This is a genomic window from Oceanobacillus sp. M60, assembly GCF_053839645.1.
In genome coordinates, this window is record NZ_JBSSNH010000002.1 from 44,815 (window position 1) to 61,795 (window position 16,981).

General features: G+C 40.3%; 18 protein-coding genes and 1 riboswitch. Of the genes, 12 read left to right on the top strand and 6 right to left on the bottom strand.

Annotated elements, in window-relative coordinates:
* Window positions 1-176 precede the first annotated feature (176 nt).
* The 4 genes from ACW0TQ_RS04415 to ACW0TQ_RS04430 are packed head-to-tail and all read right to left on the bottom strand — an operon-like array spanning window position 177 to window position 3,556.
* Complete coding sequence (locus ACW0TQ_RS04415) at window positions 177-818, bottom strand: ABC transporter permease (protein ID WP_042533929.1); 642 nt, start codon at window positions 816-818, stop codon at window positions 177-179.
* Window positions 818-1,726: an osmoprotectant ABC transporter substrate-binding protein gene (locus ACW0TQ_RS04420; RefSeq protein WP_042533930.1), complete on the bottom strand. Its 909-nt coding sequence runs from the start codon at window positions 1,724-1,726 to the stop codon at window positions 818-820. The genes ACW0TQ_RS04415 and ACW0TQ_RS04420 overlap by 1 nt, the downstream gene beginning before the upstream one ends.
* 16 nt (window positions 1,727-1,742) lie before the next feature.
* Window positions 1,743-2,390, bottom strand: a complete 648-nt coding sequence (locus ACW0TQ_RS04425; protein ID WP_042533932.1) for an ABC transporter permease — start codon at window positions 2,388-2,390, stop codon at window positions 1,743-1,745.
* 17 nt (window positions 2,391-2,407) lie between these two features.
* On the bottom strand, window positions 2,408-3,556 hold the full coding sequence (locus ACW0TQ_RS04430; protein WP_042533934.1) for a betaine/proline/choline family ABC transporter ATP-binding protein: 1,149 nt from the start codon (window positions 3,554-3,556) through the stop codon (window positions 2,408-2,410).
* 258 nt (window positions 3,557-3,814) lie between these two features.
* Here ACW0TQ_RS04430 and ACW0TQ_RS04435 point away from each other — a divergent pair, with 258 nt between their 5' ends.
* The 7 genes from ACW0TQ_RS04435 to queE all read left to right on the top strand — a co-directional run bounded on the left by ACW0TQ_RS04435 (window position 3,815) and on the right by queE (window position 8,954).
* A complete protein-coding gene (locus tag ACW0TQ_RS04435) occupies window positions 3,815-4,405 on the top strand; it encodes a GbsR/MarR family transcriptional regulator (protein ID WP_042533936.1) in 591 nt (196 codons plus the stop codon).
* Window positions 4,395-5,279 (top strand): beta-keto acid cleavage family enzyme, encoded by an 885-nt coding sequence (locus tag ACW0TQ_RS04440; protein ID WP_455725377.1) that lies wholly within the window; start codon window positions 4,395-4,397, stop codon window positions 5,277-5,279. Before ACW0TQ_RS04435 ends, ACW0TQ_RS04440 begins: the two co-directional genes overlap by 11 nt.
* Before the next feature lie 10 nt (window positions 5,280-5,289).
* Window positions 5,290-6,258, top strand: a complete 969-nt coding sequence (locus tag ACW0TQ_RS04445) for a 3-hydroxyacyl-CoA dehydrogenase NAD-binding domain-containing protein (RefSeq protein ID WP_042533941.1) — start codon at window positions 5,290-5,292, stop codon at window positions 6,256-6,258.
* A complete protein-coding gene (locus ACW0TQ_RS04450; protein WP_042533943.1) occupies window positions 6,245-6,718 on the top strand; it encodes a thioesterase family protein in 474 nt (157 codons plus the stop codon). Before ACW0TQ_RS04445 ends, ACW0TQ_RS04450 begins: the two co-directional genes overlap by 14 nt.
* Window positions 6,719-6,969: 251 nt before the next feature.
* Window positions 6,970-7,015, top strand: a riboswitch (PreQ1 riboswitch).
* An 82-nt stretch (window positions 7,016-7,097) separates the two neighbouring features.
* Complete coding sequence (gene queC / locus ACW0TQ_RS04455) at window positions 7,098-7,766, top strand: 7-cyano-7-deazaguanine synthase QueC (protein ID WP_042533945.1); 669 nt, start codon at window positions 7,098-7,100, stop codon at window positions 7,764-7,766.
* Window positions 7,766-8,233, top strand: a complete 468-nt coding sequence (queD, locus tag ACW0TQ_RS04460; protein ID WP_289585258.1) for a 6-carboxytetrahydropterin synthase QueD — start codon at window positions 7,766-7,768, stop codon at window positions 8,231-8,233. The genes queC and queD overlap by 1 nt, the downstream gene beginning before the upstream one ends.
* Window positions 8,226-8,954 (top strand): 7-carboxy-7-deazaguanine synthase QueE, encoded by a 729-nt coding sequence (queE, locus tag ACW0TQ_RS04465; RefSeq protein WP_193062104.1) that lies wholly within the window; start codon window positions 8,226-8,228, stop codon window positions 8,952-8,954. Before queD ends, queE begins: the two co-directional genes overlap by 8 nt.
* Window positions 8,955-9,065: 111 nt before the next feature.
* Here queE and ACW0TQ_RS04470 read toward each other — a convergent pair whose 3' ends face one another.
* A complete protein-coding gene (locus ACW0TQ_RS04470; protein WP_289585257.1) occupies window positions 9,066-9,824 on the bottom strand; it encodes a sulfite exporter TauE/SafE family protein in 759 nt (252 codons plus the stop codon).
* Between the two features lie 718 nt (window positions 9,825-10,542).
* On the bottom strand, window positions 10,543-11,997 hold the full coding sequence (locus tag ACW0TQ_RS04475; protein ID WP_042533951.1) for a DASS family sodium-coupled anion symporter: 1,455 nt from the start codon (window positions 11,995-11,997) through the stop codon (window positions 10,543-10,545).
* Window positions 11,998-12,260: 263 nt separating this feature from the next.
* On the opposite strand from ACW0TQ_RS04475, the gene ACW0TQ_RS04480 reads away from it, so the two are divergent.
* The 5 genes from ACW0TQ_RS04480 (at window position 12,261) to ACW0TQ_RS04500 (ending at window position 16,411) form a co-directional block, all read left to right on the top strand.
* Window positions 12,261-13,394, top strand: a complete 1,134-nt coding sequence (locus ACW0TQ_RS04480; protein WP_289585256.1) for an ArsR/SmtB family transcription factor — start codon at window positions 12,261-12,263, stop codon at window positions 13,392-13,394.
* Between the two features lie 17 nt (window positions 13,395-13,411).
* On the top strand, window positions 13,412-13,792 hold the full coding sequence (locus tag ACW0TQ_RS04485; protein WP_193062106.1) for a VOC family protein: 381 nt from the start codon (window positions 13,412-13,414) through the stop codon (window positions 13,790-13,792).
* A 17-nt stretch (window positions 13,793-13,809) separates the two neighbouring features.
* Complete coding sequence (locus ACW0TQ_RS04490; RefSeq protein ID WP_212928205.1) at window positions 13,810-14,304, top strand: GNAT family N-acetyltransferase; 495 nt, start codon at window positions 13,810-13,812, stop codon at window positions 14,302-14,304.
* A gap of 218 nt (window positions 14,305-14,522) precedes the next feature.
* The gene (locus ACW0TQ_RS04495) at window positions 14,523-15,080 is read left to right on the top strand and encodes an isochorismatase family protein (RefSeq protein WP_193062108.1); all 558 of its coding nucleotides are present in this window, start codon (window positions 14,523-14,525) and stop codon (window positions 15,078-15,080) included.
* A gap of 194 nt (window positions 15,081-15,274) precedes the next feature.
* Complete coding sequence (locus ACW0TQ_RS04500) at window positions 15,275-16,411, top strand: tetratricopeptide repeat protein (RefSeq protein WP_455725378.1); 1,137 nt, start codon at window positions 15,275-15,277, stop codon at window positions 16,409-16,411.
* Window positions 16,412-16,981 lie beyond the last annotated feature (570 nt).

Consider the following 16,981-nt stretch of genomic DNA (forward strand, 5'->3'; position numbering starts at 1 on the left):
AGATTTTTCAGATTAATTCAATGATTTAAAAAAGAAATCCTGCTGGATAGGGGACTAGTCCAGAAAAGTTGCATAAAGCCATTTATAAAACGTAAACATCCCGGCTTGTTTATGTTAATTCTGGTAACAAGCCGGGATGTTTGAACACACATGTATAATGATTTCTATTATTTATTTTACTTCACTGGGTTCAGCATTCTTTCAATCTTACCCATAATTAAATCTGCTGCAATTGCCATCAAGGCTGTAGGAACAGCACCTGCTAAAATAATCGCTGTTCCATCGGTAGCGTTTGTTCCGCGCACAATAATAGCACCAAGTCCTCCGGCGCCGACAAACGTTCCAATTGCTACAACGCCAATCCCAACAACAAGTGCTGTACGAATTCCAGCCATCATGACACTGATAGCAAGGGGTAATTCTACTTTCATCAGCAGCTGGAACCGTGTCATTCCTGAAGCGTAGGCAGCTTCCTTCACCGTTTGATCAACCCCGGTTATCCCTACATAGGTATTTTGAATAATTGGTAATAGGGAATAGAAAAACACAGTTGTTACGACGGTTGTTGTTCCTAATCCCATCGCAACCATGGTGATGGCCATAAAACCTAATACAGGAATAGTTTGAATAATACTTCCAAGTGTGAGTACCCACCCACTTAATTTTCCATATCTGGCAATAAGCACACCAATAGGGATGGAGACGATGGAAGCAAACAACACGCCATAAGCGGCCATTAAGAAGTGACGGTAAAATTCTGTCCAAATATAAGAACCATTTTGAGATACATAGGTTATCAATTGCTCCCAGACACTCATTACATGCCCTCCTTATCTTTAAAGTAGTTGTTTTCTTCCAGAAACTCGCGGGCAATGGTGGCAGGACTGACTAATTCCACGTCACCTTGATAGTTCATTTCCTGCATATCCTCTGTTGTTACGGTATCGCTAAGCTTTTGCATGACTTCTTTGATTTCCGGATTTTCCTCCAAGATTTCATTTCTCGCTACAGGAGAAGCATCGTAAGGAGGGAAGAAGTCATCATCCAATACTTTTAAATCATACGCCGCAATTCTTCCGTCTGAAGAATAACCAAGAACCGCGTCCATATTACCGGAAGCAGCAGCTTCATATACTAAGCCTATTGCCATTGGATAGACATTGCCGAAAGCAAAGTGTGTTTCTGTAAAAGCCTCGTACCCGTCACCTGAACGGTTGACCCAGGCATTATCTACACCAAAATTCATGTCATCGGCAAAAGGCTCCAGATCATCCACATGTGTAATGTTTTCTTCATCTGCAAATTCTTGTGTAATGGAAATCGTATAGCTGTTTTCGAAACCGTAAGAGTCGCCCCATGTCTGGTCAAATTTTTCATCAAATTCCCGCTGTACGATTTCCATCGCTTCCTCAGGGTCAGTAATATCTTCGTAATTTAAGACGCCGGCAATATCTGTGCCGGTATATCTGGTAGCAGTCATATCTACTTCCTCCTGCATCATTGCTTGATGAAGGACCATCGTTGATCCTAAATTCGTTACTAACTCCGTATCTAAATCTGTATAATGCTCAATCATCTGAGACAGTATATTACCCCAAATTTCGGATTCTACCGTATCTAAGGTTGCAATTCGAACCGTACTTTCTGAAGGCCCACTGAGACCTGGCAGGGCACATCCTGAAAGGAGCAGCGCCGAAAGAAGGGGAATCAGCAATAATTTCTTCATTTATAATCCTTCCTTTTTAAACAGTTTTCCTTAAGGCTTTAGGTGTTAATCCTTTTTCAAGAAGCGATAATAATCCGCTGGCAAGTAAAGCCAAAATCGTTGCCGGCACAGTACCTAAAACAATAAGCTCAGGCTGATATAGATTCAGACCATCGAAAATAAGATCACCTAAACCGCCGCCGCCAATAAATGCTGCCAGTGTTGCCCAGCCGATTAAATAAACGGTTGCGAACCGTATGCCTGACATAATAACAGGCAAAGCAAGAGGGAGCTCAACTTTTCGGATAACTTCAAAGGTGTTCATTCCCATGCCTTTACCCGCTTCTTTTAAACTTGTATTTACTTCCATGATGCCGGTATACGTATTTCTAAGTATGGGAAGTACGGAATAAATAAATAAAGCAATAATCGCAGGTACAACACCTACGCCTAAGAAAGGCATCAAAAAAGCTAAAATAGCTAAACTTGGAACAGTTTGTAATATCCCGACAAACGAGATAAACCGATCCGCTGTTTTATTCGGTATGCGAGTGAGTAAAATTCCCAAGGGGACCGCAACCAGAATACCTAAAACAATCGCAGCGATAGAAATGTACATATGTTCTCCTGTTTTTTCGAGCAGCTCCCATCCATAGGATGCAAGTGTATCTCTAATAGCTTGCATTATTTTTTGCCTCCTTTTTATTCTATAGCAGTAATATCTTCTGTTTCATCGCCCCAAATAGTGTTAAAAACCATATCGGCAAGGGTCGCCCTTGTTACGATTCCTGCTAATTTATTATTATCTGTTACAACGGGTACGTAACTGCTGCCACGACGAAGCATACGATGCATTGTATCCCGGAGCAGGCTGTTTTTATCCACGGCATATTTTGCTGTATCCATCGCTTCATGAACATAGCTTTTCTTTTTATAATTGGAGTCGACCATTTCAATATCAATGTATCCTTTTAAAATTCCAGCTCCATCAACTACTAACAAGGAGTCGACACGATTGGCATGCATTTTTTGAATAGCTTCTTTTAAGCTGCTTTCTTCTTCAATCGTAATCGGGTTTGGATTCATAATTTGTTCAACGCGTGTTACTTCCGGGCGGCTTTCTAATAACCGGTCTTTTCCGATAAAGTCTTCTACAAACTCATTGGCCGGATGGCGAAGAATATCATCTGGTGTGCCGACTTGAACGATTTCTCCTTGATTCATAATCACGATTTTATCAGCAAGTTTTATCGCTTCATCCATATCATGGGTAACAAAAACAATCGTTTTATCCATTTCCTTTTGAAGTTTTTTAAACTCCTCTTGTAAGCTGTCACGAGTGATTGGATCAAGCGCCCCAAATGGTTCGTCCATTAAAATCAATGGGGGATTCGTAGCTAACGCTCTCAGTACCCCGATTCGCTGCTGCTGTCCTCCGCTTAACTCATGTGGGTAACGATCTAAATAATCCTCTGGCAGGTCAACCAGTGAAATAAGTTCTTTTGCCCGTTCTTTCTGTTTCTCCTTATTCCATTTTAAAAGCGATCCCACAAGAGAGATGTTTTCTCCCACAGTCATATGGGGCATAAGACCAATTTGCTGAATAACATATCCAATGGATCGACGTAATTGGACAGCATCCTGCTTGAGGACATTCACGCCGTCTACAAGAATTTCTCCCCCGGAAGGTTCAATTAACCGGTTAATCATTTTCATCGTAGTTGTTTTCCCGCACCCGCTTGGGCCGATAAAAACAACAAATTCTCCTCGTTCTACTTTCAGGTTCAGTTTATGAACGGAAGGAGTATTATTTCCTTCGAATTTTTTAGTTACTTCTTTAAATTCAAGCACTACAAGCACCTCCATTGCTTATTCCGTAAAACTAAAATTTAGACTTACTCAGTATAATAAACAGACAGGTAAAAATGAAAATCCGAAAAAAGCGATTTAAACCGTAAAATCTGTGCAATTTAAACTTTACAAAGTATACAGTGCAGTTTATCTTAGAATTGCTTACTTTTACGCTCATTTACTATCAAACTTGATTTTTCCAATTTTATTTAATCCGTGTTACAGTGACACATATACAAGTTAAAGGGGAGCTTGACGATGGAATCATTTTCAAATAATCAATTGCTTCAAGAAATCAAATCCTGCGAAGAACTGCTCACAGATCGAATCGCAGATAACATGGAAACGTTCGGCGTATCCTCGACAGTCGGACGGCTGCTTGGCATTATCTATATGAATCGCGAGGCAATGACATTAGATTCACTGGCTGAAGAAACTGGAATGAGTAAAACAAGAATGAGTCAGGTCATGCGACAGATGATCTCATTTAATATCGCTGAGAAAGAATACGTGAAAGGCAGCCGCAAAGATCATTACAATGTAGAACGCGATTATGCACAAACATTTATATCCTTATTTACAAGTAACTGGTCAGAGGTTGTAAAACGTAATACGAGTTTAGAACGCCGTCTCAGAGAACAAATTCGTCATTTAGAAACTTTTTTGACAGAGGATTCCTCAGAAGAAGTAAAAGTTCGAATGGAGAGATTACAGCAGGAGCTGGATGAATGGAATGCCTATTATAATTGGATAAATAATCTTGTTGCGTTTTTTGAAAGTGGCGAGATTTTTAACCATGTTCCTATTGTCACCCCAACCAAAAAGGAGGAAGCAAAAAATGAAGAATAAACGAATCATCACTGCAGCACTGACTGGTGCAGGTGATACAACAGAGAAAAGCAGACATGTTCCAATTACGCCAAAAGAAATTGCGGAATCTGCTATTGAATCAGCAAAAGCAGGTGCTGCAATTGCACATATCCATGTTCGTGATCCCAAGACAGGGAAACTCAGTCACGATGTGGCCCTTTTTAGAGAAACCGTGGAACGAATCCGTGAATCCGATACAGATGTGATTATTAATATTACGGCTGGCGGGGGCGGCGACTTTGTTCCAAATCTAGAAAATCCAACTTGTGGAGGAGAAGGGACTGATATTCAGACACCAAAAGAGCGTCATGAACCGGTCGGGGAATTGCTTCCGGAACTCACCACCTTGGATTGCGGCAGTTTAAACTTTGGCAATCAAGTTTATTTAGGGCCGGAAGACTGGCTTCGGGAGCACGCAAAGCTGATTAAAGAAAGCGGCGTAAAACCCGAAATGGAAGTATTTGATACAGGACATATCCGTCTTGCTAACCAATTAATTTCTGAAGGACTAGTAGAAGGAACACCAATGTATCAATTTTGTCTTGGTATTCCATGGGGCGCTGATGCGGATGCAGAAACAATCGAATATATGAAAAGAAGAGTGGTTGATGGCGCGCATTGGTCAGCCTTTGGTATTGGCCGTATGCAGCTGCCGATTGTGGCACAGGCTGCTTTACTCGGCGGGAATGTCCGGGTCGGTTTAGAAGATAACTTATATTTAGAAAAAGGTGTACTTGGTACAAATGAACAGCTGGTTGATCAAGCTGTCAGCATTTTAAATAGTGTCAAGCTGGAGCCGATGACGGCTGCAGATGCAAGAGAACATTTAAATCTTAAAAAATTTAATTCCTAAGAGGTGAAATATGGCGCAAAAAACAATGGCAGTTTTAGGAACCGGCGTGATTGGCAATGGCTGGATTGCACGCTTTTTAGCAAATGGTCATAAGGTCAATGCTTTTGATCCGGCTCCTGATGCAAAAGAAAAAACAGAAAAAATGATAGATGCTATTTGGACAACATTAGAAGAATACGGAATAAGCAACGAAGCTGCAAAGGAGAATCTGACCTTCTACAACGAGCTGGAGGAAGCTGTAAAAGAAGCCGATTTGATACAGGAAAATGTTCCAGAGCAGGAAGCCTTGAAGAAAAAGGTATTAGCGCAGGTGGATGCTGCTGCTAAACCGACAGCGATTATCGCTTCAAGTACTTCTGGATACATGCCTTCTGTCCTGCAGGAAGATTGTGTGCATCACCCAGAACGAATCATTGTTGCCCATCCATTTAACCCCGTTTACTTAATTCCATTGGTGGAAATCGCAGGAGGAAAGCAGACAGAGCGCAGTTATATGGAAAAGGCAGAGGAGCTTTATGAAAGCATGCATATGAAGCCGCTTGTGATGAAAGGTGAAATTGACGGCCACATTGGCGACCGGCTTATGGAAGCAATTTGGCGTGAAGGGCTTCATATTGTCAATGATGGCGTAGCGACAACGGAAGAGGTAGATAAAGCCATTGTCTACGGCCCTGGTCTTCGCTGGGCACTGATGGGACCATTTCTAACGCTTCATTTAGCAGGCGGTAAGGACGGGATGCGGCACATGCTTGAACAATTCGGCCCTGCATTGAAGCTGCCTTGGACCCGTTTAGTGGCACCTGAACTGACGGAAGAATTAAGTGAAAAAGTGATTTCAGGGACTGCTGAACAAAGCGGAGAGATTTCTATCGATGACCTTGAACATCGCCGGGACCGTTTCTTGATTAAATTAATGGGGCTTTTAGAGGAAGAAGGCTTCTGGCCGGCAGAAAGGCTGATCTCCTATGACAGAAAGTAAACAAGTATGGAAGGGCAATGTGTTACGTGCGTGGGTAGACTATAACGGACATCTGAACGATGCATACTACGCATTGATTTTCAGTTATAGCCTCGATGCTTTCATGGATGTGATCGGTCTGGATGAAGAAGGACGAAAAGCAAGTGCTTATACCATTTTTACGCTGGAAGCGCATATTAAATATGTAAAAGAGGCGCATGAAAACGAGGAGCTGCTTACAAAGGTCACTGTGTTGAACCGGGATGCAAAGCGTGTGCATCTTTGGTTTGAAATGAAAAACAAAGAAAATGATACTGTGGCAACCAGTGAACAGATGGTGATGGGGATAGATCAGTCATCTGGACGCCCTGCGCCGTTTCCGGAATCTGTTGATGTACGGATTAATCAATTTCCAAGACTGGCAAAAGAAAACTGGCCAGCAGGGGCAAACACGCTTATGGGGATTCGTGAGAAAAAGTAAAATATACAATAGCAGCTGAAAGCAGAATTTCATGCAGTAATCTGTAATGATGCTCCCTTTATCGTGGATAATGAAACGAATAAAGGGAGCTTTTGTAATATTAAAAAGAGAGAAAAAGCAAACACTGCAAAGCCAAACTGGTTGATGAAACGTAATTTCATGTTTGAAAAAAGAAATCAGGATAACATCATCAGGAAATATATGTTATACTGCCAATTGTAAAAGAAATTGAATAAAATCTACGATACAAAGTAGAAGAGGTTCTAGCTAACACCCTCTATAAAAAACTAAGGATACCCATACCGCGCCTTAGGTATGGTTTTTTGCATTTTTCGGGTGTTTAGAATTCTCTTTTTCAAATTGGAAAGGGGATTTTTTTATGGAAAAAAATAATCGAGCAGTTGTTGTATTCAGCGGTGGTCAGGATAGCACCACCTGTTTATTTTGGGCATTAGAAAAGTTTGAGCATGTAGAGTTAGTCACTTTCAACTACAATCAGCGCCACAGCTTAGAAATTGAGGTGGCAAAGGAAATCGCTGGAGATCAGGGATTGAGTCATCATATTTTAGACATGTCTTTACTGAATCAATTAGCGCCCAATGCGCTGACCAGGGAGGACATTGAAGTAGAGAATGCAGAGGATGGCGGCATACCGAATACGTTTGTTCCGGGAAGAAATTTACTGTTCCTTTCTTTTGCAACCATTCTAGCCAAGCAAATTGATGCCAAGCATATTATTACGGGAGTTTGTGAAACAGATTTCAGCGGATATCCGGATTGCCGGGATATCTTTACCAAATCATTAAATGTCACCTTAAATCTATCCATGGATGAAGATTTTGTGATTCATACGCCATTAATGTGGCTGGATAAGGCAGAAACATGGGAATTAGCGGATGAACTGCAAGCCTTTGATTATGTCAGAGAACGGACGTTGACCTGTTATAACGGGGTTAGAGGAGCAGGATGCGGAGAATGTCCTGCATGTCAATTACGCCAGCGTGGATTAGACCAATACTTAGTTAGAAGACAGGAGATGAATCAGTAATGTTCGGGTTTCGTATTGTCGAAGAGCTGCAAAAGCTGGATAAAGATATTCATAGAGAAGAATTGGCCTATCACCAAAAACGCGTGATGGTAAGTAAAGAGTTTTCCTTCGATGCAGCGCACCATCTTCATTGTTATGAGGGGAAGTGTAAGAATCTGCATGGACATACGTATCAGGTTGTATTCGGTATCAGCGGTTTTGTAGATAAGGTGGGTTTCGTAATTGATTTTGGTGATATAAAAGAGATTTGGAAGAACAAGATTGAAACATTTTTAGATCACCGTTATTTAAATGAAACATTGCCCAAAATGAACACAACTGCTGAGAATATGGTCGTCTGGATTTTTGAACAAATGGAAGCGGCAATTCAGGAACTCCCTAACCAATGCCAGGTGGAATTTGTTCGGTTATTTGAAACACCGACAAGCTATGCGGAAGCAAGACGGGAGTGGATGAATCATGCGTAAAATACCGGTCTTAGAAATATTCGGCCCTACAATTCAAGGTGAAGGAATGGTAGTCGGAAGAAAAACCATGTTCGTCCGAACTGCTGGATGCGATTACCGATGTGCCTGGTGCGATTCCGCATTTACATGGGACGGAAGCGCCAAAGAAGATATTGTTCAGATGACGAGTGAAGACATTTGGCAGCGGCTGCAAGAAGTAGGAGGAAGCTGCTTTGATCATGTGACGATTTCAGGAGGGAATCCGGCTTTGTTATCTGCTATTGATAATCTGATTGATTTGCTTCAGGAAAAGTCTATTGAGGTTGCACTGGAAACACAGGGAAGCCGCTACCAGGACTGGTTTGTAAAAATTGATGATCTGACCATTTCTCCTAAACCGCCAAGCTCTAAGATGAAAACAAACTGGGAGACGCTAGATGATATCATCCATCAATTGGAAATCAATGATCGATTAGCGCATGCCAGCTTAAAGGTAGTAATTTTTGATAAAGAGGACCTTCGTTATGCAGAAAAAGTGCATCAGCGCTATCCAAAACTGGCTTTTTTTCTGCAAGTTGGAAATGATGATTTAGAGGAAATCGAACCACAGCAATTATCCCGGCATTTATTAAATAAATATGAATGGTTAATTGATCAGGTAGTGGCATCCACAGTGCTGAATCGTGTTCGTGTTCTTCCGCAGGTACATGCATTAGTATGGGGAAATAAGCGGGGCGTATAGTAAGGGAGATTAAAAGCTATTATCCTATTAAAAAGGCAGTAAGAGCTGTCGCCTTTTTGATAGGGTAATCTTTTCTTTCACTTTCTGGCTTTTCTCCGAATGGACAGGAATCTAAATCAATAAAATAATCCCGCCGATTAACGGCACAGCAACCATTGCAATTTTTAATATCATTGGATTCAGACGAGTGGTGAATTTCGCGCCGATATAAGAACCTATAATTGTTCCGATAACTACTTCTGCAAATAATTTCAAATCGAGAAAACCGACAGAATAATAACCGATACCGCCTACCAGTGCGATTGGTATAATAACAAGCATCGTCGTGCCTGCAGATAGCTGAATCGACAAACCAAAGAATACTAGCAACCCGATTTGGATAAACGGCGTTGAGCCAATCCCGAATGCACCTGATAGTAAGCCGGTAATGATGCCGATCCCAGCAGCTGTCATCCAAAATCTGCTTTTCGAGGAACGGTTTTTCTCAGCAAATTTTTGTGTGGCAAACTTGCCAAATCCTGCTGTTACACGAATCCACAGCAATATGGCTGATACAATGAGCATTCCGGCAGTAAAAAATTTCAATTCACTTTCCGGGATAAAGCTTGCCAGCCTGGAACCAAAAAAAGCTCCAACTGCACCAAATAGCCCAGTTGCCAGCCCGATTTTTACCATGGTATTTCTTTCCCGCAGGTGACTGAGTGTGCCCGATAAGGATGTGAAGACCATTGCAGCCAGAGATGTTCCAAGCGCTGTGTGGATAGGAATACCAAAAACTTCCGTCAATATAGCAATAATAAATCCGGAACCGCCAGCCCCGACAAAACCAAGCAACAATCCAATCACTAACATCGTACATAAAACAATCAAAACAAAAATCCCCTTCTTTTTCTTTACTACATAAGTCATTATAGCATAGCGGGCGAGAAATTTTGGGATGAAGGCACTTGAAGTATATGTTGACAGTCTATTCAAGTTATAGTGAATACAGCTTTTACTATTATCAATATTATATTTTATTGACTCAACTTTCGCACATTAAAAAGTAACTTCATTTCTATAGAAACAGGGGTTGAAACACCCTTGACCAAGAATAAAAGATGAAGTGTAAAGCACCGCTGCGGCGGACCATTTTGCTTTCCGACGTACAGGACGTACTAGTGCAGGCGTTGTCACAACGCCTGCACTTGCACGTCCTGGGACTGCGATTACTCGCCCCATCAAAAACATTTGTGCATCGCAGGGCGAGCTGAAGATCCACTTGAAAAGCGGTTTTCTTATCAAGTTAGCTGAAGCCGCCCCCATGGCAGACTAGGACCGCAACGTCCTGGGGTTGCGATTACTCGTCCCATCGAAAACATTTGTACGTCGGAAAGCGGAGTGGTTGGTTGCAGGAGCTATGCACCATCACCAATTCCAAAAAGGCCGGATATTTAACCAAAATGCAAGTATGATAATGAAGAACACGTTCATCTTGGAATAGCAAAATATATTTGCTTATTCTTAGGTGCGAAAGTTGAGTTACTGAAAAAAGAAAAGCGATATGGAAGCATACATAATTCAGCTTCCATATCGTTTTTTCAGCTCGTTATAACAATCCAACCCACTGCCAATAGGTTGCACTAAACAGAATAATAAGCAAATACCCAATCACAGTAAGCGGCACACCGGATTTGATAAATTGTTTTAAAGTAAATGTACCTGTACCATAAGCGAGCATATTTTGCGGAGCGCTGACCGGCAATAGGAAGCCAAAACTGATCACAAATTGCATAATCAAGACAAGACCTGGACCATTAAAGGCTGCTGGCTCCATTGATCCGACCAGAGCAATAACGATTGGAATAAAAGCAGATGCCAGACTGGTGGCACTTGCAAAGCCCAAGTGAATCAAAATATTAAATAAAGCAAGTACGGCAATCATCGCAACCAGAGGCAGGGAAGACACCCCGAGTATTTCAAAGGAATTAGAAGAAAGCCAGGTTGCTCCCTCTGTTGCTAACAGAACAATCCCTAATGAAATTCCTGTTGCGAATACAATTAATGTGCCCCAAGGTACTTTTCTTTGCACTTCTTTCCAGGAAAAGATACCGATAACAGGTGTCAGCATGATGGCAACTGCAACAATGGTAACTGTAGTAGAATCTAAGGGATGCAAAACACCTTCCGTCGACCAGAATAATAATAACAAGCCGGCGATAATGATTAAGCGCCATTCTTTTCCACTGATTTTCCCGAGCTCCTTCAGCTGGTTCGTTATGCTTACTCCTTCCTTTATTTCCGACATATTTGGTTTAATTAGTTTAACCATAACAATATAAAGTACGATAGACATGATAAATGCCCAAGGAGCAGCGTAGAGAAACCATTCTCCCCATGTCACATCTATACCAAAAGCAGATTCCATAAATCCTAAAGCAACCATGTTCTGTGCGGCCGCTGTTTTTATTCCGACGTTCCATATAGAAATAGATTGTACGGCGGTAATCATTAATAATGCTGCAAGCTTACTTTGCTTTGCCAATCCAAATGCAGCTACAATTCCTAATAGGATAGGGACAAGCGTACCTGCACGCGCGGTGGCACTTGGTACAAACAGCGCCAGTACAAAGCTGACAATAATGGTTCCGATCACAAGTGCTCCAGGCTTTGTTCCAACCTTTGACATAATATACAATGCGATGCGTTTATGAAGACCTGTAATCTCCATAGCAGTAGCCAAAACAAGCGCTCCTCCAACAAGCAGCACAGCGGAAGAACTGAATCCTTCTACGGCCATGCTTAACCCCTGACTTGTTCCATATATCGTACCTGGATCTTCGATAGCAGGGGAGATTCCGATAAGAACGGCCAGCAGACTGACTATCATTACCGCACTGACAGGATAGGAAACTGCTTCCGTAACCCATAAAACAACCGCAAATGCTAAGACAGCAAGCGCTCGCTGTCCAACTAGAGGCAATGAATCAGGATTAGGCAGAATTAAAATAATAAGAAGAACTAAAAAAGCTGCAATAAGTGCAATAGCATCTTTCTTTTTCATGAAAACCCCTCCCTTTAGTTACTTTAATTGTAATATAAAACCCTATATTTGTGATTGATTTCACATGTTACAAATAAATGAATTTGTGTATTTATTCACAATTCATTCAAAAAATACATTTCATTTTTATAAACTGGCGCTTAATAGAGCCGCATTTTAAATAACTGTTATCCAATCATATAATCGAAAGCTGATTGACGAAGGATATACATTATATTAATATATTCAATATACGAATATAGAATAAAGAAGAAGGTGACAAAGTGGAGAGAAATTTATTTGTACCAGCTTTACCGAAAACAGAGCTGGATGCAGTCCGTTCCTTAGGAGTCTATATTTTTACGAATATCCAGCTGGCGGATTACGATTTAAACAGCTCCTCAGCGCAGAATCGATGGATAAGGAGTTTATCGGATAACTTATCAGATAACGCTAACAATGATTTGAAATTATTAAGAACTGTTTTTGCGCATGGAGTGATTTTAAGGGATTTCTATATCCAAAAGACCGCGGATTTAACCATGGATTGGGATGCTTTTATCGATTGGTGGAAGCAGCTAGAGGAGTCAGACATGATGGAGCTTCTTATTTATGGAATTAGAGAAACAATGGACTATTACTATAAATACCTGCCTCGTATACCGGTTGTGGAAGAGGCAATGCGGGAAGTTTACCTGGACGAAAGGCAATTACAGGACCCTGATAATCGTAAGAAAGCCGTGAAAGCAGTACTGCTCAGCTGGTCTGTTCCGATGGAAAAAGTAGAAAACAATGCAGCGGATTATGATAGTTTATCCGATATAAAAGAAAGCATTATCCGATTGATAAGGGCATTTTGGGCTGCCGGTTTGAAAAAACAGTGGGAAGAAAAGCAGAAAATGCTAGCAGCATGGGTAAGACAGCAAGAGTCTTTACTGTCAAAATCCTATCGTACCAATGGAGAAGCGATTTTTGCAATCACAGGCTTGTATCCAGATACCGCAGAATTGGAGAACATTAACAGAGCAGAAATGATAACCTTTGTTCCTGTTTGTAATATGGAAAGGCTGCTTTCTTTTATTCAATTTGATAAACATGTTTACCTGATGTTTGACCCGCAGATAGAAACGGCAGGAAATAAAGAAAAGCTGGCAGACTATTATACTGCTTTTGAAGGATTGGGTGACAGGACAAGACTGCAAATCATTGACTTATTAGCTGAAAATAAAGAGATGTTCGCCCAACAGATTATCCAGCAGCTGAACCTGAAGCAAAGCACGGTTTCTCGTCATTTAAATCAGTTGCAGCAATCTGGTCTTGTTATGGTGCATCAGGAAGGAAATACAAAGTATTTTTCACTAAACAGAGATGAACTGAAAAAAGTAGCGGAAAGCCTCCATTCATTTTCCAACATGTAAAGAAGAGGAAAATAAAGATGACAGATTTTCGAATCGAAAAGTTAAATACAATCGTTGTTCCAGTAAAGGATTTAGACAGATCCATTGCATTTTATAAGGATATATTACATTTAGAGCAAGGTTTTACTGATCAAAGTATGGCCTTCATTTCTGCAGGGACTTCAGAGCATGATACAACTATATTATTGCATATCATTGATGAGCCAGAACCGGTAGAAAAAGGAATGGTAATAGAATTTCTGGTCAATGATGTCAGCTCAGCTGTTTCATCTCTAAGAAATCGAAACGTAAAAATTATACAAGACCCGATTGAGCGTCCCTGGGGTGTGAAGGAAGCGGTTATTGCCGATCCGGATGGATATCGAATTTGGATAGTAGAAACCATATATCGGGGTTAAAGAAGGGAGGAATCAAAATGGATATAGCTATTGAGACAGCAGTCACAGAGCATGTCAAATCCATTGCTGCTATTTGCTCCTTTGGCTGGAAACAAACTGTAGAAGGTAAGTTAAGTGAGAAGTACCGGAACAAGCATGCAGAGGAATGGTATAACCACGAACGAGTAAAGGCGGATATAGAACAAGGCTCTTATACCCATGTTGCTATCGTTAATTCAAAGGTGGCAGGCGTTATTGGCGGTGCAATAACGGAGAGCAGAGTCAGCCAAGTTTTTGTATTATATGTAGAGGAAAAATATCGATACAAAGGAATAGGAAGACAATTATTAAATATACTTACAGAAGAACATAAGAAAGCAGGAGCAACAGAGCAATGGGTGTCTGTACAGGATGGAAATCAAAGAGGAATCCCTTTCTATGAAGCAAGAGGATTTCGGAAGCAGGAAAAGAAAAGCGGCGTGACGGATACAGGCGAACCATTTGTTAATCTTCGGTATTCGCGAAGCTTATAATATTAACTTAGTATTAGCTTAAATTTATTTTTTTGAAAATATCGTCTATTTATTATGGTAAAATAAAGATTACCTTGGTTTATAAAGGTTATTAAAATGAATTTCATTAAAGGAGGCGTTCATATGATAAATAATAAAAAGAATGTAATAAGTAAAAAAGGGAGAGCGTTTAACTAGTCCGTTACATCGTGTTTCCCTAAATTGGAAGGGGACTTAAATTGAATCAGGTCTTATTAGTTATTGATGCACAACAGGAATTAATCGAAGGCAATCATGAAAGAAACGCAGTTTTTCAAAAATCACAGCTTATTGCTAATATTAATTTAGTAATTGAAAAAGCAGAAAATGCAGTGGTGCCAAGTGTATTTGTAAGGGATTTAGATGTCGGTGATGGAAAAGGAAGCGGATTTGAAATTCACAAAGACATCTATGTGCCTGCAGAATCAAAAATCTTTGACAAATCTGCTACCAATGCTTTTTATGGAACAGGTCTGTTGGAATACCTAAAGTCACATCAAGTAAAACATATTGTTGTTATGGGCTGTGAAACACAGCATTGCATAGACAGTGCCGTCAGAACAGCAACCATTAACGGATTGGATGTCACATTAGTTAGAGACGGCCACTCCAGCCTGGGGAACGACTTGCTGAATCCAGAACAAATTATAAAACACCATAACGATACACTTCATGGACATTATAACGTGGATCATTTTTCCATAGTAAGAAATGCAAAGGAAGATTTATTTCACCCTGCACATGATTCATATAGATAATTTGATAGAAAAGCGGCATATACCTGTGCCGCTTTTACTGTTTTGAGAATTATTTCACGAAGCTCACGAGACAAGTATCTGTTAGCAAAAATTTTTGTGAAAACAGTCTTGGATATGTCTTCCATTTATGTTCCATTTGTACTATAATAAAAATGTCATTTTAAAGAATAATTTGTCAAATAGAGGAGGATAAAATGAATAAACAGCGAATTATTATTTTTATGTCATTATTACTATTTATTGCCGGATGCAGTACGTCCGAGGAATCCACTGCATCAGAAACTTCTTCATCTGAATCTTCCGAGGAAAACACGAATTCAGAACAAGCAGAGGGAGAGGAAGAAAACGAATCGGGAGCAGAGGAAGAGGAAGCGGAACAATTATCCTCTGGTTCAAGCACCAGTACATATTCATTATCAATGAAGCTGCAGCCTCTATACGCGAATGGAGATTATGAAGAAGCTTTAGAGCTAATCGAGGAATCTCTGGAAGATCACGCTGAAGAGCCTTTCCTTTATAATGATAAGGGTTTTATTCTCATTGAACTTGGACGACCGGAAGAAGCAAGAGAAGCGTTAGAAAAATCAATTGAACTGGATGACAAGATGGAAGCTGCTTACAGCAATCTTGCATATGCGTTAATAGATCTGGGCGAATATGAAGAGGCTATGGAAGCTGCGCAGGAAGCGATTGATTTAAATCCGAATGCACCGGAACAATATGTTGCTATGGGAAATGCACTATCTTTTCTTGATGAAGATGAAGAAGCTCTGACTTATTTTGAAGAAGCTTTAGAAATTGAACCCAAGGCAGATTTCGCTTTATATGGTATGGGAGCCAGCCTGCTCTATTTAGATGAAACAGAAGAAAGTATTGTTTATTTAGAAGAATATTTGAAACAGCATCCGGAAGATGTCGATGCACTGGATATGCTTGTATATGCTTATGAACTTATAGAGGATTATGAAGAAGCGTTGGAATACGCTGACGCCGTATTAGAAGTAGATGATGAAATGCATATCATTTATAATCTGGATTATAAAGGCATCCTTTTAACAAAAAATGGGCAGCTGGATGAAGCAGAAGAACTCTACGAAGAAATGCTAGAGGAGCATCCGTTAGATAAAGGAATTGCTTATTACGGCCTGGCTTTTATCGATATTGAGCGCGGGGAGATAGAAGAAGGCTTGGATCATTTGGAAGAGGCAATGGATGAGGACCCCAGCTTAATTGATTATGCTGTGACAGATCCTTTATTTGAAGATGTTTTAGATAATGAAAGATTTATAGAACTTGCTGAATCCTATGAGGACTCCTATAACGAGCTGTAGTTAAAAAAGCAAAAGATGATTGATAGTTGTAAAACAATCATTTTTTGCTTTTTCGTTTATTGGAAGCATTGCGGAACAGGATGCTTCATCGTCAAATAAGGATATACTTGGTGTCCTTTTATCATGAGAGGATAATATATTGAATATTATTGCAAATAGAGAGAGGTTGGTATTTCAACACTCGATCTTTACCTATTCAAAACATTGCATTGGTTAAGTTTTAAGAAGTTTAAGTGGATAGAACGTCAGATATTACAGATTCAACGGGATCTTGAAACTGCGAAGAGCAGGAAGATTTTTTGATATGAGAAGACGGTGAATGAGCGAATAAAGGCTTCTCTTGCCGAGTCAGAAGGAGAAAAAACAGCTTTCTCATAAGTACAGCTTGTATTTCTCCTTGAAAAATTTCTCTGAAAGTTATTTTTCATTTTATAAACTATGTTCCGAAATCTTTTCTCTATTGATTCTCCAAATTCCAAAAGATACACCGGCGATAATAAAGAAAATACTAATCGATTCTCATACGGAGGGGAATGACAATTGATAAATAAAAGAATAAAGCAGTCCAAA